The organism is Streptomyces sp. NPDC058284, from assembly GCF_042881135.1.
Lineage (GTDB): Bacteria > Actinomycetota > Actinomycetes > Streptomycetales > Streptomycetaceae > Streptomyces.
The window spans coordinates 7,771-34,718 of sequence record NZ_JBHVYE010000048.1; the positions used below are offsets into that span (position 1 = coordinate 7,771).

At 66.2% G+C, this 26,948-nt stretch carries 17 protein-coding genes and 5 pseudogenes; 10 read left to right on the forward strand and 12 right to left on the reverse strand.

The features are described 5' to 3' along the window. Positions 1–309: 309 nt before the first annotated feature. Positions 310–1,704: a Mucin-2 gene (locus ACFVYR_RS36475; RefSeq protein WP_384262400.1), complete on the forward strand. Its 1,395-nt coding sequence runs from the start codon at positions 310–312 to the stop codon at positions 1,702–1,704. A gap of 59 nt (positions 1,705–1,763) precedes the next feature. Here the strand turns inward: ACFVYR_RS36475 and ACFVYR_RS36480 are convergent. Then, a pseudogene (locus tag ACFVYR_RS36480) lies at positions 1,764–1,904 on the reverse strand (IS110 family transposase); the annotation flags it as partial. A 49-nt stretch (positions 1,905–1,953) separates the two neighbouring features. Continuing rightward, positions 1,954–2,193, reverse strand: a complete 240-nt coding sequence (locus tag ACFVYR_RS36485; protein ID WP_384262398.1) for a hypothetical protein — start codon at positions 2,191–2,193, stop codon at positions 1,954–1,956. Between the two features lie 161 nt (positions 2,194–2,354). Here ACFVYR_RS36485 and ACFVYR_RS36490 point away from each other — a divergent pair, with 161 nt between their 5' ends. The 3 genes and pseudogenes from ACFVYR_RS36490 to ACFVYR_RS36500 form a co-directional block, all read left to right on the forward strand. Next, complete coding sequence (locus tag ACFVYR_RS36490; protein ID WP_384262396.1) at positions 2,355–2,681, forward strand: hypothetical protein; 327 nt, start codon at positions 2,355–2,357, stop codon at positions 2,679–2,681. A 656-nt stretch (positions 2,682–3,337) separates the two neighbouring features. Beyond that, positions 3,338–5,116 carry a group II intron reverse transcriptase/maturase gene (ltrA, locus tag ACFVYR_RS36495; protein WP_384262394.1) on the forward strand — a complete coding sequence of 593 codons (1,779 nt, stop codon included), beginning with the start codon at positions 3,338–3,340 and terminating at the stop codon, positions 5,114–5,116. Positions 5,117–5,204: 88 nt separating this feature from the next. Next, a pseudogene (locus tag ACFVYR_RS36500) lies at positions 5,205–5,561 on the forward strand (HNH endonuclease family protein); the annotation flags it as partial. A gap of 67 nt (positions 5,562–5,628) precedes the next feature. Here the strand turns inward: ACFVYR_RS36500 and ACFVYR_RS36505 are convergent. Continuing rightward, entirely contained in the window at positions 5,629–6,543 is a 915-nt protein-coding gene (locus tag ACFVYR_RS36505; RefSeq protein WP_384262391.1) for a Ku protein, read from the reverse strand. A gap of 317 nt (positions 6,544–6,860) precedes the next feature. Between ACFVYR_RS36505 and ACFVYR_RS36510 the strand changes: the two genes are divergently transcribed. The 5 genes from ACFVYR_RS36510 (at position 6,861) to ACFVYR_RS36530 (ending at position 13,745) form a co-directional block, all read left to right on the forward strand. Beyond that, positions 6,861–8,099 carry an IS256 family transposase gene (locus tag ACFVYR_RS36510; protein ID WP_384262421.1) on the forward strand — a complete coding sequence of 413 codons (1,239 nt, stop codon included), beginning with the start codon at positions 6,861–6,863 and terminating at the stop codon, positions 8,097–8,099. Positions 8,100–8,779: 680 nt separating this feature from the next. Beyond that, positions 8,780–11,365, forward strand: coding sequence for a NucA/NucB deoxyribonuclease domain-containing protein (locus ACFVYR_RS36515; RefSeq protein ID WP_384262389.1), 2,586 nt, complete (start codon positions 8,780–8,782; stop codon positions 11,363–11,365). 86 nt (positions 11,366–11,451) lie between these two features. Then, positions 11,452–12,024, forward strand: coding sequence for an SMI1/KNR4 family protein (locus ACFVYR_RS36520; RefSeq protein ID WP_384262387.1), 573 nt, complete (start codon positions 11,452–11,454; stop codon positions 12,022–12,024). Positions 12,025–12,199: 175 nt separating this feature from the next. Beyond that, entirely contained in the window at positions 12,200–12,679 is a 480-nt protein-coding gene (locus ACFVYR_RS36525; RefSeq protein ID WP_384262384.1) for a hypothetical protein, read from the forward strand. Between the two features lie 10 nt (positions 12,680–12,689). Then, a complete protein-coding gene (locus ACFVYR_RS36530; RefSeq protein ID WP_384262382.1) occupies positions 12,690–13,745 on the forward strand; it encodes a hypothetical protein in 1,056 nt (351 codons plus the stop codon). A 526-nt stretch (positions 13,746–14,271) separates the two neighbouring features. Here the strand turns inward: ACFVYR_RS36530 and ACFVYR_RS36535 are convergent. Both ACFVYR_RS36535 and ACFVYR_RS36540 read right to left on the reverse strand, forming a co-directional pair. Further along, positions 14,272–14,910, reverse strand: coding sequence for a hypothetical protein (locus tag ACFVYR_RS36535; protein ID WP_384262380.1), 639 nt, complete (start codon positions 14,908–14,910; stop codon positions 14,272–14,274). 5 nt (positions 14,911–14,915) lie between these two features. Further along, positions 14,916–15,470, reverse strand: a pseudogene (locus ACFVYR_RS36540) (transposase); the annotation flags it as partial. 7 nt (positions 15,471–15,477) lie between these two features. Between ACFVYR_RS36540 and ACFVYR_RS36545 the strand changes: the two are divergent. Next, a complete protein-coding gene (locus ACFVYR_RS36545; protein WP_384262377.1) occupies positions 15,478–19,728 on the forward strand; it encodes an RHS repeat-associated core domain-containing protein in 4,251 nt (1,416 codons plus the stop codon). A 413-nt stretch (positions 19,729–20,141) separates the two neighbouring features. Here the strand turns inward: ACFVYR_RS36545 and ACFVYR_RS36550 are convergent, their stop codons facing one another. From ACFVYR_RS36550 to ACFVYR_RS36580, 7 genes and pseudogenes are all read right to left on the reverse strand, one after another. Further along, positions 20,142–20,402, reverse strand: a complete 261-nt coding sequence (locus ACFVYR_RS36550) for a transposase (RefSeq protein ID WP_384262375.1) — start codon at positions 20,400–20,402, stop codon at positions 20,142–20,144. Between the two features lie 122 nt (positions 20,403–20,524). After that, on the reverse strand, positions 20,525–21,214 hold the full coding sequence (locus ACFVYR_RS36555; protein ID WP_384262372.1) for a nucleotidyltransferase domain-containing protein: 690 nt from the start codon (positions 21,212–21,214) through the stop codon (positions 20,525–20,527). 117 nt (positions 21,215–21,331) lie between these two features. Next, complete coding sequence (locus ACFVYR_RS36560; RefSeq protein WP_384262370.1) at positions 21,332–21,799, reverse strand: hypothetical protein; 468 nt, start codon at positions 21,797–21,799, stop codon at positions 21,332–21,334. Between the two features lie 24 nt (positions 21,800–21,823). After that, a complete protein-coding gene (locus ACFVYR_RS36565; protein WP_384262419.1) occupies positions 21,824–24,043 on the reverse strand; it encodes an RHS repeat-associated core domain-containing protein in 2,220 nt (739 codons plus the stop codon). 12 nt (positions 24,044–24,055) lie between these two features. Then, positions 24,056–24,103 (reverse strand): annotated as a pseudogene (locus tag ACFVYR_RS36570) (hypothetical protein); the annotation flags it as partial. 32 nt (positions 24,104–24,135) lie between these two features. Next, positions 24,136–24,822, reverse strand: a pseudogene (locus ACFVYR_RS36575) (hypothetical protein); the annotation flags it as partial. After that, positions 24,819–26,393, reverse strand: coding sequence for a DUF6531 domain-containing protein (locus tag ACFVYR_RS36580; protein WP_384262369.1), 1,575 nt, complete (start codon positions 26,391–26,393; stop codon positions 24,819–24,821). The pseudogene ACFVYR_RS36575 and the gene ACFVYR_RS36580, both read right to left, overlap by 4 nt. Positions 26,394–26,948 lie beyond the last annotated feature (555 nt).

Below are 26,948 nucleotides of genomic sequence, written 5' to 3' on the forward strand. Positions count from 1 at the left end.
GGGGCGGTCGTGGCGGTCGGGAACAACCTGGCGGAGCCGGTGATCGGTCTCACCGCCCGACTGGCCGGGGGTATGTGGGCGCCGTCGGCGACGGTTGTCGCCGACGGCGTGAACCCTCGGAAGGACTGGGGTGCGTGCCTGGCTCACGTCACTTCTATTGGGCTGGTGGCTTAGGAGCCCTCCCCTGGGCAGGCATCTGTGCTGGTCAAAGCCTCAAGGACTGGTGCGACGGTGGTCGACAGATATCGTGCATGGCATACGAGATCACGGGCGCGACCGGTCGGGGAAGACACAGGGGGTAGGGGAATCATGGTTGCGTTCCACGCATCCGCCCTGGACGGAGTGGCCCGAAATCCGGCGCTGCCGACGCCGCTGCTGCTGCGTCTGCTCGCCCTCGGGGCAGACGGTGACCGTCCGCCCCGTGACGTTCTTCACCGGGCCGGACTCCCCGAGTCGGCCGTCGCGCTGATCCTGGCCCACCCGAACCCGGGGGCCCGGATCGATTTCGCCATGAGTGCCAGGGCGGAGCCTGCACAGCGGGCTCGACTCGCGGACGATCCTTCTCCCAAGGTCCGGGCAGCTCTCGCATACGGACCCGAGATGTACGATCCGCGCGCAAGGATCGCGCCGCTCCCGGATGCCGTGTGCGCCCGCCTACTCGACGACCCGGAACCTTCCGTACGCACGGCGCTGCTGGAGTCGCCCCATCTGGCGCCATCGTTCGTGGCATCGATGGCCACTCATCACCGTGCGGCAGCGCGCCGGGAAGCGGTGCGTGCATGGCCGTCCCTGTCGGCGGGCGAGCGGTCGGCACTGCTGGCCGACCCCGACCCCGAGGTGCGGCGGGCCGCCGAGCTGCAGAAGTGCCGGCGGGACGCCCGCGTGACCGCCGAACTCCTCCGCGACCCGAAGTCCGCCGCCGAGGCACTGCGCTGCGGGCTCCTTGACCGTGCCGGCGCCGAGCGGTGCCTCGCCGAGCGGACGCACCTGGCGGCCCTCGCCGAGAACCCGTCGCTGGCCGCCGACCTCGTAGAGCGGCTCGCCGTGGACCCCGACGAGGCCGTACGGCTCGCCGTCTCCCTTCGGCCCGAGCTGGACGAGACGCGGCGCATGGCCATCGACTTCACGGCCGGGGACCTCGACAGGGGCAACGGCGTGTGGTGGGTACGGGACGGGCTCGCCGACCCCGAGGTAATGCGCCGGGCCGTGACCTCCGCTCACCCGCTGCTCCAGCGCGCCGCCGCCCGGAGCCCCCATCTGCCGCCTGACCTGCTGCGCCTGCTTGCACGCGTCGAGGACCCGGTGGTGGAGAACCTCCTGGGCATTCACCACCCCGACGCTCCGGAGGAGGTCCTGATGCGGGTGTTTGCGCGGCTGGGTGGGACGTTCTCCGCCTGGATGGCGGAGACGCACCCTCGGTTTCCCCGCGAGGGCCTAGCCACCCGCTACGGAAACCACCCCGACGGGAACTACCGCCGACTGGCCGTACGGGATCCGGCCGCCACGCCGGAGCTGATCGAACGGCTCAGCCACGACCCCGTCGTCTGGACGCGTCAGGCGGCGGCCCGCGATCCGCGCCTCCCGTTCCACCGGCTCAGCGAGGTCCTCCTCGTCCCCGAACTGGCATCCAGCGCGGGTGCCAACCCGGCGCTCCCCGAGGACGAGATGGCCGCCGTCCTGGACCGGGCTGGCGTTCCCGCCTGACTGCCGGGCGGAACCGACCTTGAGGCACCGCATGCGGTCCGGGGCGATGGTGTAGAGGTGCTGATGGCGTGTCGGTCTCCGCCGCGGTTTGATGCAGTGGCGGTTGGTATGGCCGGACGAGGCCGGGACCGGGCCGCGGCGCACAGATGGGCGAAGGACACTTCAGATCTGAGCCGGTCGGGGTTGTCTCCCGGGGTGAGCCGTGAGCCCAGAGGGTGCTCGGCGGGCAGAGGGCTGCGGCTTGGGGCGCTACTCCGCCGGATCTTCGTCGGCGTGCCGCACTGCCTTCTTCACCGCCTGCTCGACCCCGTGGCGCGCCTGGCCGGTGGCTTCGGCGTGCGCGGTGACGGCGGCCTGGAAGACAGCTGCCGCCTCGTACCAGCTGCGCCACTGCGCCTGATACTCCACCCCGACAAGACCCGCGAGCTTCGCTCGTGCTTCCTCGGCGGAACGTTCCAGCTTGATCAGCTCATCGGAGATATCTGCCACGAACACGGATCTTAAGCCGGGCCCCCACCCGTCCTGCTCGATGAGCTGGTCGTGTCCGGCATCGTCCTGCGACGGTACGCCGGTACGACCTTTGCGCTCGCCCGGGTGACACTCCACCCGAACCGCCCTCGGCGCACGACGGGCCCCGGTATCACCAGACCGTGATCACCACCTGTATGCGCGCGGCCCTGGCCGCAGCCTTCCTCCTCGCCCTGCCCCTCACCACGGCGTCCCCGGCCTCGGCCGCCGACGCCGACCCGGTCGCGCTCCCGATGACACTGAAGCAGGCGGTCGCCGCTCTGCCCCCGGCCGCGGAGAATCGCGAGGGCTACCAGCGCTCCCGATTCCAGCACTGGACCGACGACGACCATGACGGGTGCAACACCCGCGAGGAGGTCCTCATCGCCGAGTCCCGCACCGCACCGACCATCGGCCCGGGCTGCAAGGTCACCGCAGGGGAGTGGTTTTCCTACTACGGTGCGGCGTGAAGTCGCTCCCCTTCAGCGGGCGACCCTAGAGGACAGGGTCGCCTCCGGCGAAGTGATCAATTCAGCCGGTCCCCTAGGTCGGGTGCGGTCTTGGTAACGAGACCGTGCTGAGCCGACTGACCCAGAAAGCCCAAGAGTTCACGGGCCATCGTGAGCAACAGGCAGAGGGGAAGTCCGGAAAGGGCGAACGCAAGTGAACCTCCGATGAGGCCCCGTCAGAGAGTTGTGCCGCAATGGTTTGAGTTCGGTGGCATGTAAGAGGACCTGGAGCTGAAAAGCTCCGGATGGCCCTTCTTCCGTAGTTAGAAGGGTGCGATCACCATCGGTCCCGGGGTATAGGAGGCGCCCTCCTTCGGACACATCTGATAGGAGCGGAACACGACAACCCCGTAAGGGTCCAGCGGCAGCTGGTAAGCCGGAGGTAACGAAGGCCGAAACCCCTTGCGGGAGCAGGATGACCCGAGAAGTAAATGCTGCTGGAGCGAAAGCTCGAGGGAAAACGTGGAGCCCGGGGCCTCACCCGCCACGCATAACCCGGCAGATACGGACACTAAGTCCGGCCCGAAAGGGAGCCCACGCGGGTCAGGTGGGCCTTTGAAGAGAATCAGTGAAGCAGCAATAGCTGAGGCGCAAGTTAGATACCGGGAGGTGACGAATTGGGGACCGAAGCTCAGGTAGAGGGAACCGATGAGGCACTCCCGGGGAACGGAACCTCAGGCGACGCCTCCTACTGGCACAGCGTTGACTGGGTCAGGGCAGAGCGCAATGTAAGGCGACTTCGACAGAGGATCTTCAAGGCTGCGCAAGACGGAGACCTGAAGAAGGTCAGAAACCTTCAGAAGCTTATGCTGCGATCACATTCAAACACGCTGCAAAGCGTGAAGAGGGTGACCCAGACAAGCACTGGAAGACGTACAGCTGGAATCGATGGCGAGACAGCCCTCAAGCCTGCGGGCAAGGGACGGCTGGCAAGGTCCATCAGCAAGGATCCAGCACAGGGTGTCATGCCTGTACGTCGGGTCTACATTCCCAAGGCCAATGGAAAGATGCGGCCACTCGGAATCCCGATCATTAGGGACCGCGTGCAACAGGCGCGAGTGAAGAATGTACTCGAACCCGAATGGGAGGCACGCTTCGAGGCCGGGAGCTACGGCTTCAGGCCTGGACGCAGTTGCCACGATGCAGTTGAGCAGATCTTCCGGATCACCTCATCCCGCCAAGCCAGGCGGGCATGGGTGCTCGACGCTGATCTGGCAAGCGCCTTCGACCGAATCAACCATGATCGGCTCTTGGAGGCCCTCGGAGACTTCCCAGCCAGGGAATCCATCCGACGATGGCTCAAGGCAGGAGTCATGGACAGGGGAAAGTTCGCCCCAACGGAGGCGGGCACGCCGCAAGGCGGAGTGATCAGCCCTCTGCTGCTCAACGTGGCCCTGCACGGCATGGAAGAAGCGGCCGGCTGTCGCCCTGACGCTGGCCGCAATGAGCGCTTGCGGTCGCCTCGCACGATCAGGTACGCAGACGATTTCGTCGTGTTCTGCAGGACGGAAGAAGACGCGTGGAACGTCAAGAAGAGGCTTCCTGAATGGTTCGAACCGAAGGGGCTTACCTTCAACGAGGACAAGACCAAGGTGGTCCACCTCGACGAAGGATTTGACTTCCTGGGGTTCAATGTCAGGAAGTACTCGGGAAAGACGTTGATCAAACCGAGCAAGGAAGCCGTAAAGCGGATCACCGAAATGGTAAGGGAAACGGCACGATCCCTGTGCCAGGCCCCGACCGAGGAGCTCGTCAAGCGTCTCAACCCGGTGATCAAGGGTTGGTCCACCTACTACAGGGGTGCGGTCTCTTCGGAGATCTTCTCGTCCCTGGACCACTACGTGTGGAAGCGTCTGTGGAGGTGGGCCGTGAGGCGCCATCCACGAAAGTCCAAGCAATGGATTCTGGACAAGTACTGGGGGAAGTTCCTCTACCCGACGAGGAAGGATCGTTGGATCTTCGGGGACAAGGAGACCGGGAAGTACCTGTGTAAGTTCGCTTGGACCAACATCACGAGGCATATCCCTGTTAAGGGAACGGCATCCAAGGATGACCCGAGCCTCGAAGAGTATTGGGCCAGCCGGACCCGAAAGCGCGTGCATCCGCAGGTCGACGGAGCGAACGTCTACCTAGCTGCACGACAGAAGGGGCTGTGCCCGCTGTGCGGGCAGGACTTGATCGACGGAGCTGGTTACGAACCGGACTCCGTGCGGGAGTGGGCCAATTGGTTCCAGGCCAAATCCCGGACGATCCACAGGCATCACCTGGTTCACCGAAGCCGTGGGGGCTCAAACAAAACGACCAACCTCGTACTCATCCATGCCGAATGTCATCGGCAACACCACGCCGCTGACCACCATCGCAATCCAAAGAAGGTGACGAATGCGCAGTCCTAGCGGCCTGCTTGAGCCGGATGCGGTGAAAGTCGCACGTCCGGTTCTGAGGGGGCCCCGGCGTCCGAGAGGACACGGGGCTACCCGACACGGCCAGACCACCACCCAGCCCCGCGGCCTGGACATCGACCACATGGTGCCGCTCGCCGAAGCCTGGGACTCCGGCGCCAGCACGTGGAGCGCCGCGCGTCGCAAGGCCTACGCCAACGACCTCGGTGACGAACGGTCGCTCGTCGCTGTGACGGCGCGGAGTAACCGGTCGAAGTCCGACCAGGACCCGGCCGAATGGCAGCCGCCGCTCGCCGACGCGCGCTGCACCTACACCGCCCACTGGGTGGCGACCAAGCTCCGCTGGGGCCTGGCCGTGGACACGGCCGAGCGGCAGGCCCTGCGGAAGCTGGCCGCCGGGTGCGGTCAGGAGAGGGTGGAGTACGAGCCCGCCGGCTGACCAACGCATCTCCGCCCCCGGACGCCGGGGGCGGACATCCCGCCTGATCGCCGGGCGGATCCGCCCGCTAGGCACCGCGCTTCTTGGCCGTCGGCTTCCTCGCCGGAGCCTTCCTTGCGGCCGTCTTCTCGGCAGCCGCCTTCTTCGCAACCCTCTTCGGTTTCATCTCGTGCACGGTTGCGTGCTCGCCCTCGCCGCGGCTCTCCTGAGCGCGCTGCACCGACTGCTCGAGGGCAGCCATGAGGTCGAGGAACTTCCCGGCCGGCTCTTCCTCGGTTGCCCGCGGGGGCTTCTTGCCGTCGGCCTTGGCGTGGATGACCTCTTCCAGGGCCGCGGTGTATCGGTCGGTGGCCCACTCCTGGCTGGCGATGTCGTCGACGGTCATGGAGTCGATGAGCAGGACGGCCCGTTCGATCTCGTCGTCTGTCAGATCCAGGGGTGCGGGAGCGATCGCCTCGGGGCTGCGGACTTCGTCGTCCCACTTCATGGCGTGCAGAACGATCACGTCGTCTTTCACCCGCAGCAGGCCCAGCCTCTCGCGCCCGTGCCACGCGAATTTCGCGATGGCCGCCTTGCTGCTGCGTTCGAGGGCTTTCCGGAGCAGCACGTAGGGCTTGGCAGCGACCTGCCCGTCGCCTTGGAGGTAGTAGCCCTCCCCGATGCGCACCGGATCGATCGACTCGTAGGGCACGAACGCGGCGATCTCGATCGCCTTCGCGGTGGGAAGCGGCATGTCCTCCAGCTCCTGGTCGGCGATGGCAACGATCGTGTCCTTGCTGACCTCGTAGCCCTTGCCGATCTCGGCAGCGGGGACCTCGCGGTCCTCCAGCTCGCAGATCTTTCGGGTGCGGACCCGGCCCATGTCCTCCAGGTGGTACTGGTGGAAAGAGATCGAGTGGTTCTCGGTGGCGGGGAGCACCTTGATCGGGATGGTGACCAGGCCGAAGCTGATGGCGCCGGACCAGACAGGGCGGGCAGGCATCGCGGTACCTCCATGATCAGCCCCGAGACGACCAGCCTAAGAAGGCCCGGCGCCGCTCGCATGCCCGGCCGCGCCGCGGTTGTTTTGGCGTCACCGCATCTAGGCCCGCCAGGGGGCCGGCTTCCTCAGTCCAGTAAGCCGAGCTCGGTGTCGAGCCGATGGTTTCCCTCGTCGTGGTGTACGCGATCAGTAGCCGGGAGTGCGCGGGCGTCTGCCCGGGGCGCACTTCCACAGGTGAGTACCGCTCCCTGAACAGGAGGCGGGCCACCGCGTAACTCTCCTTGGTGAACGCCCAGTTCAACCACGAGGAGGGCACGATGGCCCTGTCCCAGTCTGAACTGATACGGCTGCTCGAGTCACTACGCTCGACCGACGGAATCGAGCTCATCCGCGCCATGGCCGAGCGGATGGTGCAGGAGCTGATCGAGGCCGAGGCGAGTGCCCACATCGGCGTGGAGTGGAACGAGCACACGCCGACGCGGACCAACGTCCGCAACGGGCACCGCGAGAAGGTGCTCACCACGCTGGCCGGCGATCTGGACCTGGAGATCCCCAAAGTCCGCACCGGCAGCTTCTTCCCCAGCCTGCTGGAGCGACGACGCCGCATCGACCAAGCCCTCTACGCCGTCATCATGGAGGCATACGTGCACGGCGTGTCCACCCGCAGCGTCGATGACCTGGTCAAAGCCCTCGGCGGCGACAGCGGCATCTCCAAGTCCGAGGTCTCCCGGATCTGCACGGCGCTGGACGAGCCGCTGACCGCGTTCCGCACCCGCCCGCTGGACCACGTCCGCTTCCCCTACGTCTACCTGGACGCGACCTACTGCAAGGCACGGGTGAACCACCAGATCGTCTCGCGGGCCGTCGTCGTCGCCACCGGCATCACCGAAGACGGCAATCGCGAGGTCCTGGGCCTGATGGTCGGTGACAGCGAGAGCGAGGCGTTCTGGAAGGAGTTCCTGCGCTCGCTGCGAGAACGCGGCCTGTCCGGGGTCCGTCTCGTCGTCACCGACCAGCACGCCGGACTGGTCGCCGCGGTCCGCAAGGTGATGCTCGGCGCCGCCTGGCAGCGATGCAGGGTTCATTTCCTGCGCAATGCCTTCAGCGTGATCGACCGGGATTCCGGTGAAATGGTCGCCGCGACGATCCGCACCATCTTCACCCAGCCCACCGCCGACCTCGTGCGCACCCAGCTCGACACCGTCGCCGACATGCTCGGCACCCAGTTCCCCAAGGTCAAAGCGATGCTGCTGGAGGCGAAAGAGGATCTGACCGCATTCGCGGACTTCCCGCCCCGACACTGGAAGAAGATCCAGTCAACGAACCCGCTGGAACGGGTGAACCGGGAGATCAAGCGCAGGATCGACGTCGTCCAGGTCTTCCCCAACGACGACGCACTCATCCGGCTGGTCACCGCTGTGCTCTTCGAGATGCACGACGAATGGATCGCGTTCCCCCGCCGCTACCTCCCCGAAGGCGGCATGAGCGAGATCTACCGCGAACTCCCCGAAAGCACCCCCGCGCTACCCAACACCCCGAACACGCCGACCAGTTGATCCCCAACACCACGACGAGGGACACGACCCCGCATCCTCCACGAGGCGTCCGAAAGCGCCGACCCCCTCAGGCTGATGCGCCTGTTCGGTGTCACCGAGCAGGCGGCCATGCGCTACGTCACCGCGGCCCACCCCGAGCGCGTGGTCAAGCTACCTCGGTGACGGTGGCCGCAAGCGACTACGGCAGCCAGAACTGAGGGCCGGAGTACGGCAGGAACACGCTGCTGGAGTAAGAGTCCCCAGCTCAGAGATATGTAACGCCGTGCCGACTGTCACGGCAAGCCGCACATCTGCCGCGACAGCGATTTCGGCGATCTCCGGGAACACGGTTCGTGCACAAGATCAGGTACATGCATCTACTGTGGTTGCCCGTTTCGGCCGAATACCGGATGGGGCCTGCCACTCTTCAGCGGTATCTGAACCTTCCGTTCAGCCCCGCGCTTCACGTTGCCCACACAACTTGCGCCCGAAGATCACGGACGGCTTTGTCGTGGGCGTGCCATTCCGGTTAGACGGCCAGGCCGCAGGAAATCCAGCCAACTGCGGACCTTGACAAATACCTGCGCCTTGTTTGCTCTCGCGCCCGCCCGTTTCACTCTGGTCTAGTCCTGCACAACCCGACGCAACAGAGGCGCACATTGAACCGAAGATCGATCTTAGGCACCGTCCTCGCGCTTGCGATGCTCCTCGGCATCGGCGCCCTAACAGGAGCAGCAAACCCCTCGAACGACAGCGACGTTCGCTACACCTATGAGTTCAACCCTGGGAAACAAAAGCCCAAAGAACCGATGACGCCCGAGAAGCGCAAGGCCATCTCGCGCTACGCATACCGCAACCTGCCCGGCTACGAAGAGCGGCAACGCCAACTCGGTCGCCAGACACGATTATCGGCGCCGGGCATGGACACCTGCCGTAACGCTCCGGATGCCGATCGAGAGGGCGGCGTGATCATCGACCGCTCCACGTGGTGCATGGTGGTACCCGCCGCTGAGGTAAGGGTTAACAGGTGTACGCCGAACCCTCCGGTCTGCACGATGGTCGGACGCATCCTGTTCCGGATTTCGGTCATGGGTATCGGGCGTACAGGCCCCGCGGAGACCGACCGCAAGACGGACCTGTGGATACAGGTCGACAACTTCCGTCCCAGCGGTGAGAAGCCTCCGTGGGACGCCAAGCTCAAGTTCGAAGGAGCCAACTGCGACGTCAAGACGCCGGGCGGCCCCAAGTGCAACGTCAGGAACGACGGGCGGAACGACACCTTAAGAGACTGGTCACAGCCACCCTCGGACGACTGGGTCACGTTCTCCTCCCCAGAGGGCAACCTGACCGGCGACAAGGTCGCCAACTACACCTTCGACCTCAAGGCGACAGTTGAATACGGCCCGGGGCACGAGACTGAGCACCACACCTGGAAGGGAGGCCCCTTCCGCTGCGACTCGGCCACCTACGTCGGCTCCTCGCGCGGATGCGTCTTCGACGACGACGAGCCCGTGACGTACAGGTTTGACTCGCGCCCGGGCTGGAAAGAGCAGACCGACCACGTATGGGAAGCGCAGAAGACGCCGAACCAGACGAAGCCATCATCGAAATTCGACAAGGTCATTCCAGGCTCGCCACAGAGTAAGAAGCCGCTGACCAGGAGGTTCGACAAGGACACCTCGTCAAACAATGACAAGGAGAAGAATCGCAGGAAATCTCGCCGCCAATGCCAGAAGTACTTCGGCAGGAACTATGCGACTGCAATACCGGACAAGCGGCGTGATTGTGACGAGTATCCGTATGCGTCTACCTATGAGGGATCGGATACAGGCGTTAACACAATCGATCCCAATGACGGTTACCGGCACTTCTCTGTGAAGGCAATCAGCTCCAAGCATAATCAGGACGCCGGAACGGACCTGGAGAACAGTTTCTACAAGGTCAACCGCATGCTTGACGGCGACAGGTTCTACGTCCACCTGGTCACGCCGTCGGGAGGGGACTACAACGGACCCGACAAGCCGTCGGGTGTCGCAGCTCCGGTGAACTACCACCAGTGCTCTTCGGCGCCAGCCGTGGAAGCCAAGCAGGCCAAGCCGAAGGCGTATCCGGAGGATCTGTTCAACAAGTACGCCGCGACCACTCGTGACGGATGGACTGGGGGCGATTCGACGTACAGCGTCACGCTGCCTGACGGCCGCCGCCTGTGGCTGTTCTCCGACACCTTCCTCGGCCCGTTGAACGACAACGGCACACGGCCCACCAGCGCGCCGTTGATCAACAGCACGTTCGTGTCCCAGGTCGGGGACAACCTCACCACCATCACCGGCGCCGGCAGGAAAGCGATCATGCCGCCTTCGGCGGAGAAGCACTGGTACTGGCTCGGCGACGGCCTCGTCAGCACCATCGGCGGGGAGAAGAAGCTCCAGGTCATCTTCCACGAGTGGCACAAGTTCGGTTCCGGCGACTGGGACTTCAAAATCAAGCAATCGCTCGTGGCCACGTTCGACCTGGCGGACCTCACCGAGCCCGAATCGATGCAGCCCCTCCCCTCGGAGGCGGGTGTCCAGTGGGGATCAGCCGTGATGTCCGCCGATCAGAGCGGCGACGGGTACACCTACATCTACGGCACCGATGACGCGCCCATCAACAAGGGCATGCGGATTGCCCGCGTCAAGGGAACCAACATCTCCGACCCCGACAAGTGGCAGTACCTCAACTCCGGCAGAAGCCAGTGGATGTACGGCGAGACCGAGGGCGACAACGCACTGATCGGCGTGGCCAACGAGTACAGCGTCACGCCGTACAAGGGCAACTATGTCCTCATCAGCCAGGACAGCACCGAAGCCTTCAGCGGGAAGGTCCGCCTGTGGTCCGGCTGCGACCCATACGGGGTCTTCGGCTCCTGGGAAGGGCACGACGTGGTGTACCGGATGCCCGAGCCAGGGCCGTACGGTGACTGCACCGAGAAGGAGGAAGACGGCAGGTGCTTCGCGTACAACGCGCACGTACACCCGTCACTGGCGAGCGGCGGCCGCTGGATCATGTCCTACAACGTGAACAACTTCGACAACAACGTCACCCCCACTGGGGCCCACTACCGCGACCCCACCATCTACCGGCCACGCTTCGTGTCCTTCACCCTGGAGAGCTCCACGGTCAAACGAAAGGACGCGAAGATGAGCTACGGGACACGGCCGCCGGGCAAGGCGTCCGCGCCGTGCCTACCAGAACACCGACCGCCGGCCGGGGTCTTCACCCTGCCACACGGCAAGACCTGTTCATAGCGCAAAGTCGTTGAACCACACGCGGTGCCCCCTCCCCAAGGGCAAGGCGGGCACCGCGCTCGGCACAGGGGCAAGGGAGTGGACGTATGACGGTCGAGGAGTCCTGGGCGAAGATCGAACGCTGGATTGCCCAGCAGGCCCCGGAGGAGGACCCACTGCCGGCCCCCTGTACCCGCGAAGACCTTCGACGTCTCTATGAACACCTCGGGGTGCGGCTACCTGAGGACGTTGAGCGGTCGCTGTTACGGCATGACGGGTCTGGCCTCACCGAGATCTTGCCCCCGGGGTACACGCTCCTCGGCATCGAGGAAATCCTCAGGAACCGTTCGATCTGGCTGGAGTATGCGACGCCCGACGACGCCAACCTGGCCTTAGAGGACAAGACCTTCCTCGTTCCTATCGCTGAGCTCAGCGTCACGAAGATGATGGTCGACACCAGAACAGGCAGACTCGGCTCGTGGGACATCGAGGAAGGCTACTTTCTCAGCACAGACCCTCTGCGCGCCTCTTTGTCCGTGGCCCTTGCGTTTGTCGGGAACCTGCTGGCCTCTCCGCCGCCGTGGATCATTTCCCTCCCAGGAGGAGGCGAGTTGGAGGTAACCGACGTAGACCCAGATTTTCCCGGGACGCTCGTGTGGACCGATGGCCCTATTGGCTGACGTCCAAGAGGTCTGGGCATGAGGAAACGAATCTAACGGCAGTTTCCGCCCGGCCTGCCCACCGAGCTGACGGATAGCCGGCAAGGACACCGGCTGGATCAAGAGCCGGATCAGTGAAGTCCCGCCCCTTCCCCCGGAGAACCAGCCCGTCGCTCACCGCGGCTTCACCCAGGCCATGTGGCAGCCCTACACCGCCTACGCACGCGCCTTCCTGCAGTCCGAGCGGCGCGCACGCAAGGTCGTCGCCCGCACCTTCGACCTACTCTGGCTCACCTGGGACGAAGCCACCGCCACGCCTGACACACCCCGGCACGCCTGGCAGTTACTGCGCCGCACGGTGCTCGCCCTGGCTCCCCGGCGCCCGGACGGCCGCCCCGACCTGCGGGCAGCCGCGTTCTCCACCGTCGCGCAGGCCGGCATCTGCGACCTCGCCGAGCGCCTGCACCGCATCGACGTCCTCGCACAGTTCTTCGACACGATCACCCGCCTGCCGCCCGACCAGATGGACGTCACCGTCCTGCGCTACCTGTGCGGCATCCCCGACCACGCCGTGCCGGGCATCGTGGGCCTGCCGCCGGCCATCACCCACACCCTGGACCATCACGCCCGAGGGGCCCTGGACCAACTGCGCCCCGACCCCGACTCCCAGGAGTGATCACCCCGCTATGAGCACCGTCGACGCCCTCCTCGCCCAGTCGCTGCTGCTGCACCAGCCTCACGTCCCCTCCGACGTCGTCAGCCATGACGACCTGGATTACACCCGGCTCACCGAGGACTTCCTGCTGCGGGACGACGACGGACCCGACCTGGCCGACGACCGCGCCGCACAGAGCCTCACCGCCCTGTGCGAAGCGGTCGTCGCCCACTGCACCATCGATCAGTTCGCCGACTTCCTCACCGAACAAGTCCCCCAACCGCGCGCTGCCTGGATCCTGGGCTGCACCCTGCAGCTCGCCGGCGCTGACGACGGCGCCCGCTTCTGGTGGCAGTACGCCGCCGGCGCCGGTGACGTCCCCGCCGCCTCCTACTGCCTCTACCTGCAACACCTCGCCCGCGGTGACACCTACGCCGCTGCCCTGTGGCAGGACCAGGCCGTCGTCCACCCCCCGCAAGACGGTGACACCGCCGACACCGACGAACAGCCACCCGCCTGCCAGGTGATGACCGCCGACACCAGCCTGGCCACGCTCCTGCGTGTCCTGAGCCGGCTCAGCCGCACGAGCCCGCGCACACAGGCAGCCCAGGCCGTCATCGAATTCGTCGCCGCTTCCGTGACCGCCAGCTACGACCAGCACCCCGACCTCGAGTTCCCGGTGCTGGGCCCCGAGTTCGTCGAACAACTGGTCATCGTCGCGGCGTCCCTGACTGACCGCCCCGACACTACTGAGACCGTGCCGGCCGAGGAATTGCCCAACCGGAGCGGCTGCGCCACCGGCCGCCTTCCGGCGCCTGGACGCAGACAGGGCCCCGAGCGTTTGTTGGTGGAAGTCACCGCCGACGGCCACGAACGGGCCTCAGCCCGCATGTTCTTCAAGGAAGCGGTCGCTGTCTGCTGGGAGAAAGCGATCCTCGCCGGCAGCGCGAACGGTACCGCCATGGCCTACTACCTCAAACGCTTCCGCGCACGAGCCGCCCTGGCGCGCTCTCCCGCCTCCGCCTTCGCGCCCAACGCCCGCCTCATGTCACACCCCCACCCCTGTGTCCGATACAGTAGATCTTGAACTGGTCGCCACAACACGCGGCAACAGGTGATGCGTTGGTGGTCCAAGGAAAGACGCCCCGCTTCCTGCGGGGAAATGCAGGTGCAAGGCCTGCCCGGCGCTCGATCAGAGGCCCGTACACGCACAGCGTGTACGGGCCTCCTCGCGTCTACGGTCACCCGCGGTGCGCTTGAGGACATGGGATTCGTTCAGGTCCCCATTGATGGGGCGAGTCATGTCCACTTCCTGCGGTACAGCGGCACTCCGGGACACCGATCACGTGGTGCTCGACACCGCGCACACCTGCTCACGTGTCAGGGTCGGCAGGTCGACCGGCGTGTCCAGCGCCGAGTGCTCGCGCGGCGGCGCCCGGTGTGACCTCTGGTCGGGCCCTCCCGGGTAAGGAGGTATGGCTGGCGAGGTCCCCGCATGAGACATCAATTACCGTGTGTGGAGACCCCGTTCGCATGCTTCTGGCCACACCCCCCTCGCCAGTCGCGGGTGCACAGGGTGCAACAGCCACGCTGGGAGGGTGAGGTTCGCCCTCTCACCAGCTGGTGAGATCCACTACGGAGGAGCAGTGGGGGTCTGTGCCGTCTTCCACCACGCGCTCTTCCTCGGTGATCAACGATGGAAGTGCCGCGAGCAGGGCGGTGACGGCGCCGGACGGCCGGACGTCCGCAGCGGTTACACCAGGAGCATCCTGAGTGTCCAGGTAGAGCCGTAGCCGGTCCTGATTCAGGAAGAGAAATCCACGCAGCCGTGGGTCTGGCTGCTCCTCAGCGAAGGGCGCGGCGATGGTGCGCAGGATAGTCAGGGCGTTGTCATCTCCTGAGGGCGTGGCCGCTTCTACAGAGGCGGGGTCCACATGGATGAGAGGCATGCCCATCACGCTGCTGATGCGGTCGCCGGGGTAGATGCGAGTCCCCGCGGTCAGTGTGCGCAGGATCCCGGTGACATCAAACGCCGTGATGACGTCATCGTTCGTCCGGAGAGGGATCTCGTAAGCCATAAAGCTGTCTGGAGTGTAGGAGTCCGCAGAGCCTGTGACAGCGCGGATGGCTTCGGCTGGAGCTGGGACGGGCAGGACGCCGCGGATGTTCAGAGTGTCAGTGAGAGGTGCCTGGACATGGTGGAGCAGCAGACGAGTGATATCCGCCTGCTGCTCCGCAATCTCTTCGCGCATGGTTGTCACTCGTTGACCCAGTTGGGGCACTTGTTCATGCCCTTGCAGTAGGCAGTGATGACGCCGATCTTCTGGCCGCTGCCGGCATCGTAGCGTCCGTTGTCTTCCGGGCGTACTGGGCGATGACGATGATCTTCACCTGACGTCCGCCGTTGATCGCGTACCCCCCCCATGACGTGGAAGACGTCCGCCTGTTCCAGCTCGAACCGCCAGCCCTTGCTGTAGCCGTAAGCCGCGTCCGCCGTCACCCAGCTGAAAGGGACCTTGTCGGTGATGGCCCGGCGGACCATCGCCTTGGCCATGGCCACCTTCATCTCGAAGGCGACGCTGTCGTCGATGCCAGCCCGGCGACAGCGCCCCCGGTCATCCGTCCAGGAGGTGGGCAGATACAGACGGCGGTCGATCAGAGTACGTCCACGGCCGGTGGCGTAGGCGAGGAACACGCTGATCTGGCTGTTCTCGGTGCGGCCGGCGGTTCCGGAGTACTGCCTTTGCACGCCGGCCGAACGGATGCCTTTCTTCAGAAACCCGGTGTCATCGACGATCAGGACGGCGTCCCGGACGTCGTTGAAGGACCGGGCGGGCCACGGTCTCACGCTGACCTATACCGGCGACCGGCCGACCACCGTCACCGACGCGGCGGGGCGTGGCGTCACGCTTGCCTATGACGGTGCCCGACTCGACAAGGTGACGTTGGCGGACGGCCGCTTCGTCGACTACGGCTACACCGGTGACCAACTGACGAGTGTGAAGGCGCTGGACGGGGCCACCGAGCACTACAGCTACGAAGGCGGTCTGCTCAAGACGGTCACAGACGCTCAGAACATTGTTGTCACCGTCAACGACTACGACGAGCAGGGCCGGGTGAAGTCGCAGACCGACGCCCGGAAGTACACGACGTACTTCAAGTACTCCAAGAACGGGCAGTTCGACCAGGTCGACGTGACCGCCCCGGACGGAGGTGTGTGGACCGACATCTATTACAAGAACGTTCTGTTCACCCAGCTCGACCCGCTCAACAACAAGAGTTACTACCGCTACGACGCCCACTTCAACCGCACCAGCGCCGTCGATGCCGAGAACCGCGAGACACAGTGGGATTTCGACACCTCGGGCCGCATGAAACGGCGCAAGTCCGGAGCCTCGGACGAGTCATGGACGTACGACAGCGACGGCAACGTCTTCACACATACGGACGGCGAGTCCCACAAGACCCGCTTCGGCTACACCGATGATTTGTTGACCTCGGTCACCGCTCCGTTGGGTCAGAAGACGACGTACGAGTACAACCCGACGAGCAAGCTGCTCGAAAAGACGACTTCAGCAGGTCACAACCCCACTCTCTACGGGTATGACGACGCGGGAAATCTGACGTCGGTCACCACGCCCGAGCACCACAAGAGCACCTACACCTACGACGGATCAGGCCGGATCAAGACGGCCGTCGACCCGCGCGGCAACGCCTCAGGGGCTGATCCGGCGAAGTACTCCACCGCCTTCGAGTACTACCCCTCCAACCGTCTGAAGTCGGTCACCGACGCACGCTCGAACACCACGGCCTACGAGTACGACCCGGCCGGGAACCTGCACAAGGTCACCGACGCCACGAAGCGCGAGACGGTCTACGGGTACGACGACGCGGGTCACCTGACCACGGTCACCGACCCTGCGGGCAAGCCAAGCCGGACCGGCTACGACAAGGTGGGCCGCGTCAACTCGGTCACCGACCGCACCGGCGGCACGACCACGTGGCTCTACGACAAGGCCGGCCGCCAGTCGCAGATGGTGACGGCCCGCGGCAACGTCACCGGCGCCGACCCGCTCAAGTACACGTGGAAGTACGGCTACGACAAGGTCGGAAACCGCACGTCGGTCACCGACCCGTCCGGTAACACGAGTGCTTTCACCTGGGACGCCGACGACCGCCCCCTGTCGATCACCGACCCGCTCAAGCACACCAGGTCGGTCACCTACGACAGCAACGGCAACCTCCTCACCACCAGCGACGGGCTCAAGCACGGCACCACCCTGACGTGGGACGACAACAACCGCCTGGCCACCTCCAAGCCCTGGAAGGGCAAGGACACCACCTACGAGTACGACGACGACAACAACCTGACCGCCGAGGTCACACCGGAGCAGGAACGCACCACCTACGGCTACGACGCGGACGGCCGACGCACGACCATGGTCGACCCGCGCGGCAACGTCACCGGAGCGGACCCGCTCAAGTACACCTGGACGTTCGGCTACGACGAGGCGGGACACCCCACCTCCGTCACCGACCCGCTCAAGAACCAGACCAAGACCGGCTACGACACCGCCGGCAACATCGACTCAGTCACCGACGCCCGCAAGAACCAGACCCTCTACGCCTACGACGAGCTCAACCGGGTCAAGAAGGTCACCGCCCCGGACACCGGCACCACGGACCTCACCTACGATCCGGCCGGGTTCCTGGAGACCAGCACCGACGCCAACACCCACACGACGACCTACGGCCACGACGCCGAGGGGCGCCTGACATCGGTCAAGAACCCGCTGACCCGGACCGTCGACTACGACTACGACGCCGAAGGCAACCGCACCAAGGTCACCAACGCCCGCCGCCAGACGATCACCACCACGATCGACGCCCGGCAACTGCCGACCAAGGTCACCTACTCGGACGGCACGCCGAGCCAGAGCTACGTCTACGACGACGCCGGTCGCATACGCGAGGCTACTGACGCCACCGGCAAGCGCACCCTGACGTATGACGATGACGACAAGATCGAGACGATCACGTCGCCGGGGGCGACCAAGCCGTTCACCTACGCCTGGAACACGAACGACACGCTCAAGTCCCGCACCTACCCCGACGGGCGGGCCACCAGCTACGGCTACGACACCGTCGGCCGGATCAAAAGCCAGACCACCGACGGCAAGGCCACCGGCTACGACTACGACAAGGCCGGCAACCTCACCTCGGTAACCCTGCCGACCACCACGGCCCGCACCGAAACCCGCACCTACGACGAGGCCGGCCGCCTGGCCACGCTGACCAACCCCTCGGGCAGCAACACCTTCGGCTACGACGCCAACAGCCGCCTGGCCACGGACACTCCCAAGGGCAAAAAGCCCACCCGGTACGGCTACGACGATGTCGGCCGTATGACGCGGACCTGCACGGACACCACCGCCGAGTCCTGCCTGCCCGGCAAGACCGGTGAGACCTTCAGCTACGACAAGGTCGGCAACCTCAAGACCGCCCAGACCGCAAGTGGCACCACGACTTACAACTACGACGACGCCGACCAGCTCAAGTCCACGGTCACGGGCACCACGACCACCAGCTTCGGCTACGACACCGACGGCAACCAGACCAAGGACGGCGCCAACACCTACGCCTACGACCCCCTCGGCAGGGTCAAATCCGCCACCATCGGCACCAGCGCCTACACATTCACGTACGACGCGGACGGCAACCGCACCGTCGCGAACAAGAACAACGCACTGATCCGCACCTCACGGTGGGACATCAACAACCCGCTCCCACAGATCGCCACCGACACCAACGGCTCCGGCGCCCTGCTCAGCGACTACCACTTCGACCCCGACGGCACCGCACGGTCCATGGACCGCACCAACGGCAGCTTCTACTTCACCCAAGACCGCAAGAACTCCGTCAGCACCGTCTTCGACGCCAAGGGCACCGACAACTACCGCTACACCTACGACGCCTGGGGCACCGCCACCGGCAAAGCCACCATCACCGACGGCCAGACCAGCATCTACGGCTACACCGGCCAGTACAAAGACCAATACCTCTCCGGCCGCCTCCTGCTGCGCGACCGCTCCTACGACTCCGACCAGCGCCGCTTCACCACCCGCGACCCCATGCCCGCGGCCCTGGACAACCCCAACAAGTCGTCCTACAACTACGCCGACAACGACCCCGCCAACCTCTCCGACCCCTCCGGCAACTGCCCCTGGTGCATCGGCGCAGGCATCGGAGGCGTTCTCGGCGGCGGCGTCTACGCCCTGACCCACCGCGACGACTTCGACTGGGGCGACTTCGCAGGCGCCACCGCCAAGGGCGCCGCCATCGGCGCCGGCGCCGGATACCTCGCCCCCGCAGGCGCCAGCTTCGCCAGCAGCCTCGGCCTCTCCGGCGGCCGCGCCCTGGCCACCGCAGCCGTCACCGACGCTGCAATCGGCATGGGCTACACCTACGCCATCAACACCGTGCAATGCCAACCCACCAGCCCGACAGACCTCCTTATAGGCGGCTTCGGCGGCGCCCTAGGCAGCCTGATCGGACCAGCTTGGTCATGGGGCAAGGGGCTCTTCGGTAAGACGGGCCCGCCCAGGTTCGGCCCCGGCGCAGCACACGCTGACGACCCGGCTTTGAACGGGGCGTCCCCCTACATGCCGCTCGGCTTTAAGGGCGCAGATGGCTACCAAAGTTTCTCGCGCCACTTGTATCAGGGTCTGGATGATCTGGGTCACGGAGACACGACCGTGGTATTTCAGGGAAGCTCCGTAACAGGCCGGAGTTGGCGCACCGGCCAACCCTTCAGGCCTGAGAGTGATTACGATCTGGCTCTAGCAGGCGAGGGTTTGCTGGAACGCGCTCGTAAGGCTGGCGTTGGCCTCCGTTCTAAGGGCACAAGGACCGGCCCCTTGCGGCCCGAGGACTTGCGTAAAATGCGTCTCGGGAACCTCGCTGATGAGCTATCTGAAATGGCAGGCCGTGACGTCCATTTCATGATCTACGGATCTGTCGAAGATGCCGTAGGCCGCGGGGCCAGTATCGTCGTACCAAGGCGCAAGTAGAAAGTGGGACAGTGGGATGGGAAGCTCCTATCACCTGTACGGGGCCGTTGGCCTCAGCTTGGCGGAAATTCGTGACATGCTCGAGAAGAAACTGGGGATAGATTTCCAATCGCGCGAGAGTGGATACAAGGGCGGCCAGTACTATGCTGCAGGTAAGCCGGGATCTCGCGTAATGACTCTCGAGCGGAATTGGCGGGATGAAGAAGGGTACCTAGCGGAAGAAGAATTCTCTGAGTGCTCTGTGCTTCTATACGCAACTGACCCCAGCGCCAGTGTTACGAGTGCGCTAACCGAGATGGAATTCTTGCGGCGCCTCAGGGTGACGGAAGTCGAATGACGGGACTCTGTCCACATGTATTGGTGAGCTGACGCAGCATAGAGCATGCTCCATGTGGGGGGCCGGGCTCCACTGGTTACTGAGTTTTTGGGCTGGGTGTCGTCAGGGTGAGTCTGGTTGCGGTGAGGCATCCGTCGATGACGTCGCTGCGGTATTGGATCCCGCGGAGGGTTCGCCGCAGGGCGCGCATCAGGTGGTCCGGGTCGGTGAAGGCGGTGTTGTTCTGGCCTGCGCGCCGAGCCAGTGACCAGATGCCTTCGACCGGGTTGAGTTCGGGGGCGTAGGCCGGCAGCCGCTCCGGGGTCAGCCAGTCCTGCTGGGCCGCCCAGGCCCGCATGCCGCGACTCCAGTGGGCCGAGTCCGTCCCAGACCAGCACCACCGCCTCGCCGGCCAATCGCGACGGGTTGCGATGTGACCCGCCCGTCGGTCTTGGCGCCTGCCGAGCCGGTCGGTCCGGATCACTGCAAACGTCCCGAGTCGCCGCCGTGCTCGTGGGCTTGGTGGTGTTGCAGCTCCGTCACCCATGGATGTCCCGGGTGGACGCGGCCGAGTAGTTCGTTCAGGTTCTCGCGCTGAGCCGGAGACATGTGCGGGACGATCGCGTCGAAGTCTGATCGATCTTTCCGGCGGGCGTGCTTGGCCTTGAAGAGCAGGACCAGTTCGGGCACGAGATACGGGATGCCGTCCTGAGTGTGAGCGATGATGCGGCTGTAGGGAAGCCGGATCCTCTCGTCGCGCCGACAGATCCAGGTGTCCCCGTCGTGCGGTTCGCGGAACACGTCGAGCAGGTAGTTTCCGGCCGCCGGATCCCGGAGCCATGTCTGATGTACGGCGGCCAGCACCTCTGGTGTGGCGTCCTCCCAGATCCGACCGCTGCCTGCGGCGTCGAAGACGTAGCCAGGGAAGCGGTCCCGGACCTCGGGAAAGCTCGCAGCCGGAATCGCGATCTCGATGTCTCCATGAGCGCGCGTCTGCCTGCCGCGGAACAGGTCCAGCGCCCAGCCAGCGGCCACATACCAGGGTGCGCTGATTTGGGTCAGCTGCTGCGCGACCTCACTCGGGGTCCAGCAGCATGACCACCTGGCATGGAGGGCTTCGGTCTCGTCGGGCGACAGCTCAATGCCGCCGCCGGGAAGTTGTTCGCTCACTGCGGGAACGTATCAGCGGACGTAAAGGCCTCCGCCGTGGTTGATGAAGGAGACCACGGGACGTGGGCCGTGCGCCGCTGGAGGACAACCGCACACTGGGTGGCACCCACTGACTCTTCAGAAGCGGTGCCGCCGCAAGGCCGACCAGACATCGCTGATCGGCTCCGTGGAGCGCAGCCACCAGCTCTCCAGCTTGTTGCGCACCCCGGTGACGATCTTCCGGCGCTTGAACCATGGCGGGAGCTCGCGGAACGGAACGAACGTCAGCGTGTCCCTGATGGCGTGCTCGGCGAAACCGCCCGGGCCCTCCGCTCGCAGGGCCTCGTAGAGCTCGGGGGTCAGCCGGCCGTGGAGGCGGGCAGCGGTCCCGGCCGCGGTGAAGGCGAATCCCCGCTGGTTCGGGTCGCTCAGCCGCATCGCCCTGATGATGCGCGGCGACGCCTCCTCCAGCGCGCACTGGAATGCCAGCCCGATCACCGCCGTTCCAAGATGAGGCTCTCCGCGCTCGAACGCCGCATCCACCGCGGTGGGATCATCGACACCCAGCAGTCCCTCGCCACTCTTCCAGTCCCATTCGGCTGCCATGAACGGCCTTCCTGCCTCGTCCCGTCAGCCGTCGCACGGGGGCGGGAGCACCTTCTGCTTCTTGAGGTTGTTGATCATTCCCTTTTTCTTCAGCTTGTTCAGGTCACCTTCCGTGATGCTGTCAGAGGGGTACTTCCCCTGGACATGGCCATGGTAGATCTCCTTTGTGATCTTGCCGCTCTTGTCGGTTTCGTAGTGGTGCCGGTCAAGGACCACGATCTCGTTGTTGACGTGGTCCACGCCGAGACGCCGGAACTTGGCGGGGTTGTTCGGGTCGCCCAACGGAATCGACCGGTCCAACGCCGCCTGTCCGTTCGCGGGTGCTCGCCCGATCTCGCCCTTGGCCGACGAGCTGCTGCCCGAGCCGTGCTTGTCGTAGGTCGAGTCGTCGTAGATGCGGGTCGGCTCGTCGCCCTCCAGGCCGAGCGGGTCGCTCCAGCGCAGCGGGTTGTCGACGTACGCGTGGTGGTTGGGGGCGGGGAGCAGGCCGAGCGGGTCGGGGGTGAGGTAGCTCGCCGTGTCCGGGTCGTAGTAGCGGGAGAGGTTGTAGTGCAGGCCCGTCTCCGGGTCGCGGTACTGGCCGGGGAAGGCCAGCGGGCACAAGCCGTCGTCGTCCCAGTCGTCCCCGCCCAGCCGCCTTCCCCACAGGGTGGTGGCGGACCGCCAGGCGATCTCGCCGTCCTCCCCGACCAGTTCGCTCGGCGTGCCGACGAGATCGGTGACGATCGCGTAGAACCGCCTGTCGACCTCGTCCGGGTCGGCCGTACGCCACCGGCTGCGCACCTGGGCCGCCGCGCGGTGCGTACCCGGCTCCCAGTCCCAGGTGTCGGTCTCCACCACGCCATCCCGCGTCGACTGCCGCTCGGCGAGGTTGGCGCCGTCCCAGGTGAAGAGGGTCTCCTCGGCGACCGAACCGTCGTCGGCCAGGCGCATCTTGACCGTTCGGCGGCCGAGTGCGTCGTAGCGGTAGGCCCATACTCCGCGGTCCGGCGTCTCGGCCCGCGCGAGCCGGTCATCGGTGTCCCAGGCGTACGTCCAGATCCGGCGGAGGCCGGACAGCGTCCGCCGGATCACCCGTACCAGGCGCCCCTGCGCGTCGTGCTCGTACGTCGAACGGCCCGCGGCGGTCACCCGTGTCCCGGAGTGATGTGCCGGACCCTGCGCCTCCTGGCCGGCGGGGGCCGGGTGCTCGGCGGCCGTGAGGTTGCCGAGGTCGTCGTAGGCGTAGGTCTCGGTCCAGGTGGCGGCCGACACCCGGGTGACGCGGCCGGCCGGGTCGAGAGCGAAGGTCCGGGCGCCGGACAGTCGGTCCTTCACCCCGGTCAGGTGACCGTCCGCCCGGTAGGCGTACGAGCGGGACTGCCGCACGGCCTGCCCCTCGCCGCTGATGCCCGCCCTGCCCGCCCCACCCGCTCTGACGACCTGCTCGACGAGGCGGTGCCCTGCGTCCCAGCACTGCGTCAGGGTCGCCGCAGCGCCCAGGCCACGGGTGGTCTCCCGCCCCGCGGCGTCATGGGCGAAGGTCAGTTCCCCCGCCGCGGTGACCAGCGAGGCCGGCAGGCTCGCGGAGTCGTACGACCAGTGTGAGGTGGCGCCGGACGGCGTGGTGCGCCGCACGCGCCTGCCCAGCGCGTCGTAGGCGCTGGTCACGGTCCGGCCGTCGACGGTCTCGGCGACGATCCGACCGGCCAGGTCGTAGGCGTAGGCGACGCTGCTGAGCGGGCTCGTGGCTTCGAGGAGCCGTCCGGCCGGGTCGTAGCGGAACGAGGTGAGTGTGCCGTCGTCGGTCCGCGCGGTCACCACCCGGCCCGCGGCGTCCCGGGTCACCCGTACCGTCTGACCGGTGCCGTTGGACCGCTCGACCTGCTGACCCGTCGGGTCGCAGTGGTAGGTGAGGGTGCGGCCGTCGAAGTCGGTCTCGCCGATCAGCGTGCCCGCCGCGTCGTAGCGGTAGCTCCACTCGTCGCCGCGCGGGTTGCGCACGCCCGTGAGCCGCAGCTCGGTGTCGTGCGCGAAACGGTAGCGGGTGCCGTCCGGGTCGGTCCTCGCGCTGGGCAGGCCGAAGGCTCCGTACTCGAAGGTGGTGGTGGCCCCGGCGGCGTCGCGGTACTCCGTGACGTTGCCCTCCGCGTCGTACGTCCACGACTCCCGGCCGCCGTCGGCGCGTTCCCGCCACAGCAGCGACCCTTCGGTGTTCCAGCCCTGGCGGACGGTCCCGCCGACCGCGTCGTGGATCTCCACCACGCGTCCGAACGCGTCCCTGCGGACGGTGACGACGCTGCCGCGCGGATCCGTGACCCGCACCGGAAGGCCGGCCCGTCGTACTCGTACCGGACGGTGTTGCCGAGTGCGTCCGTCTCGGTGGTCCGGAACCCGTGCTCGTCATAGCCATACGACGTCACCGCGCCCAGCGGGTCGGTGCTCGTGAGCAGATTGCCCCGCTCGTCGTACGAGCCCTCCCAGCGCGCGCCGTCGGCCTCGGTGATCGCGGCCGGAAGGACACCGTCCACGTACTCCAGGGTGACGCTCGTGCCGTCCGGGCGGTCCATGCGCAGCGGCTGGCCGTACGTGTCGAGGGTGAAGCGGGTCGTGCGGTCCAGCTCGTCGGTACGGGACAGCAGACCGCCACGGGCGTCGTACTCGGTGTGCACGGTGAAGCCGAGCGGATCGACGACACGGGTGAGGTGGAGCCGCTCGTCGTAGTGGTACTCCGTGGTGTGGCCGAGCGAGTCGGTGTAACGGGTGACGCGGAGGTCGGAGTCGTAGGCGATGACGCAGTCGAGGGCGGAGTCGGCGCCCTCGCCGCGCACGCAGCGGTCCTCCTCGTCGTAGGTGAAGCGGAACCATTGGTCGGTGCGGTCGGTCCACGAGGTCACGCGTGCGTGCTGGTCGTAGCCGAGCCGGTAGGGCAGTGGGGAGGAGTCGCGGATCTCGCTCAGGTTGCCGTCGGTGTCGTAGCCGTACCGCAGGAGGGTCGTGCCGTCGGGTCCGGCCTCCGGATCGCGCAGGCGCAGACCTGTCACCCGGCCGCCCTCGGTGTCGACGTCGATGTGTATCCGCCGGAGTGGCGCACGGCCACGGGGGTGCCGTCGGAGGCCCGGTCGAAGTCGATGCGGTGACCGTTGGTGTCGGTCACCGCGGCGAGCGGCATGGTGAACGCCTCGTCGGCCGCCGCGGGGCGGTGGGTCGGCGCGAAGTGGCGGGTGTGGCCGGTGTCGGGGTCGGTGATGCGGATGGGCGCACCCGGTGCGCCGTCCCAGTCCAGCGGCCAGCGCGGTCCTGCCACAGGCAGGACGGACGAGCCGGGTGAGGGCACGGGGTAGAGGAGGATCATGCCGTCCTCGGCCGCGAAGAGGGCCCCCTCGTGGTCGAGTTCGAGGCGCTCGTCCAGCGTGGAGGCCCAGGAGCGGCCGAAGCAGCGGCCCGAGAAGTAGCTCGACAGGTGGGTGCGGCGCAGCACCAGCGGAAGCAGGCCCGGCAGTTCGACGTCGGTCTTCGTCATGATCATCTCGCCGGAGACCATGTCGATGGGGTCGCCGTTCCTGCAGCGGCTCTTGACGGGCTTACTGGTCCCCACGTCGTCCGCGCCCCGCCGCAGGCCGTTCTTGAGGCCCTTGCCCATCCCCTTGAGGCCCTTCATCCCCTTGGCGAGCTTGGCGGCGGTGGTGATGCCCTTGGCGCCTGGAATGCAGTCCATGGCCGCGAAGGCCACGTCCATGAGGGTGGCTTGGCCTTTTGCGTATTTGCTCAAGGTGTCGGCGAGGACGATGGCGCCCGCGACGATGACGATGGCGGCGAGGATGGGCCCGCCGATGATGATCGCGATGATGCCGACGACGGCGACGACGACCTTGCAGACCGCGACGATGGTGTCCCAGTTGTCGGAGACCCAGTCGCCGACCTCCTCCCACCACTTGCGGTTCGGGATACCCGCGTCGGAGGCCTCGTCGATCTTCTTCTTCGCCGTGCCGGCGGCTTCCTCGCGCATCTTGCGCGCGTCGGCGGCCATCTTCTTCGCCGCTTCCAGCGCGCTCTTGGCGGCGTCGACGTCACCCTGGGCGGACTTCTGGGCCTTCTCGGCGGAGTTCGCGTTGCGGGTGGCGGCGCGGACCTTGTCCTCGTCCGGCTTGGGTACGTCCTTGCCGCCGCCGGGCTTGTCCTTGTACTTGTCGGCTTCCTTGCCCGCCCGCTCCACCCAGGAGTCGGCGGAGGAGAGACGGGACTTGGCGGACGACAGGTCGGCCTGTGCCTCGCGGCCCTTGACCAGCGCCTTGTCGGCCAGGGTCTGGGCGCGCTCCAGTTCCGGCCAGTACGCGGACAGCGCGTCGCCCGCCATCTCGTAGGACTTGCGGAGCTTCTTCAGCTTACTGGGGGCGTCCTCGAACTTCTCCGTGAACGCGTCGGCGGTCTTGCCCACCCACTTCAAGATGGCCTCGTCGCCCGCCATCCCCTTGATGTCACGGAGGACCCTGCCCACGTCGTCGGCGAAGTCGTGCAGGTTCTTCGCGAGACCGCGGACTCGCTGCGGATCACCCGGCGTCGGATCCTTGTCCAGATCAAGGACATGCCAATCCCGAGGTCGGTCCCCCACCATACTGCAACCCCTGTCACGCGCACTCGTCAACTGCTCCGACACGTGAACTACAAGGTCATGGCGCTTGTCGGGTATTCGACAGTGTCACGACTGGGCGACGTAGGTCATGGCTGGAAGACGAAGGTCACGGCTCCGTGACGGTGCGGGGCGTGTGCTCGGCGCGAGCGATGCGTGGGCGGTGGAGCTCAAGCTGGACCGCGTCCCCCGCCAACTTCGTACGGAACTACTGCGGCAACAACTGATCCGGCGGGCGACGTTCAAGAAGATGCCACGTCGGGGAGCGCGGGAATGCTCAGCGAGTTCACCCCGCTGTCCACTTCCCGCACCACGCCCCGACGAGGGACAGGATGCGCAGCATCGCGGGATTGTCTCCGAGAACCTTCCGCATACACGCTGCGCACGTCGCCCCGGCGGGCCTGCCTCAGCAACCGGGGTGGTCAGCACCGTCCCCAACCCCTAATGCTGGGTTCCTCAAACGGCGTACACGTATCGGCGTCGCAGTAAGCGAGTTGGCGGTGCGGGTCTGCCCCAGATCCAGGGCTTTGCCCGGGCGTT

What these genes read in the sequence shown, in the direction of transcription:
- ACFVYR_RS36475 (WP_384262400.1), top strand. Translation starts at nt 310, where the DNA reads ATGGTTGCGTTCCACGCATCCGCCCTGGACGGAGTGGCCCGAAATCCG.
- ACFVYR_RS36505 (WP_384262391.1), bottom strand. Translation starts at nt 6,543, where the DNA reads ATGCCTGCCCGCCCTGTCTGGTCCGGCGCCATCAGCTTCGGCCTGGTC.
- ACFVYR_RS36510 (WP_384262421.1), top strand. Translation starts at nt 6,861, where the DNA reads ATGGCCCTGTCCCAGTCTGAACTGATACGGCTGCTCGAGTCACTACGC.
- ACFVYR_RS36515 (WP_384262389.1), top strand. Translation starts at nt 8,780, where the DNA reads ATGCTCCTCGGCATCGGCGCCCTAACAGGAGCAGCAAACCCCTCGAAC.
- ACFVYR_RS36520 (WP_384262387.1), top strand. Translation starts at nt 11,452, where the DNA reads ATGACGGTCGAGGAGTCCTGGGCGAAGATCGAACGCTGGATTGCCCAG.
- ACFVYR_RS36525 (WP_384262384.1), top strand. Translation starts at nt 12,200, where the DNA reads ATGTGGCAGCCCTACACCGCCTACGCACGCGCCTTCCTGCAGTCCGAG.
- ACFVYR_RS36530 (WP_384262382.1), top strand. Translation starts at nt 12,690, where the DNA reads ATGAGCACCGTCGACGCCCTCCTCGCCCAGTCGCTGCTGCTGCACCAG.
- ACFVYR_RS36535 (WP_384262380.1), bottom strand. Translation starts at nt 14,910, where the DNA reads ATGCGCGAAGAGATTGCGGAGCAGCAGGCGGATATCACTCGTCTGCTG.
- ACFVYR_RS36550 (WP_384262375.1), bottom strand. Translation starts at nt 20,402, where the DNA reads ATGCGGGCCTGGGCGGCCCAGCAGGACTGGCTGACCCCGGAGCGGCTG.
- ACFVYR_RS36560 (WP_384262370.1), bottom strand. Translation starts at nt 21,799, where the DNA reads ATGGCAGCCGAATGGGACTGGAAGAGTGGCGAGGGACTGCTGGGTGTC.
- ACFVYR_RS36580 (WP_384262369.1), bottom strand. Translation starts at nt 26,393, where the DNA reads ATGGTGGGGGACCGACCTCGGGATTGGCATGTCCTTGATCTGGACAAG.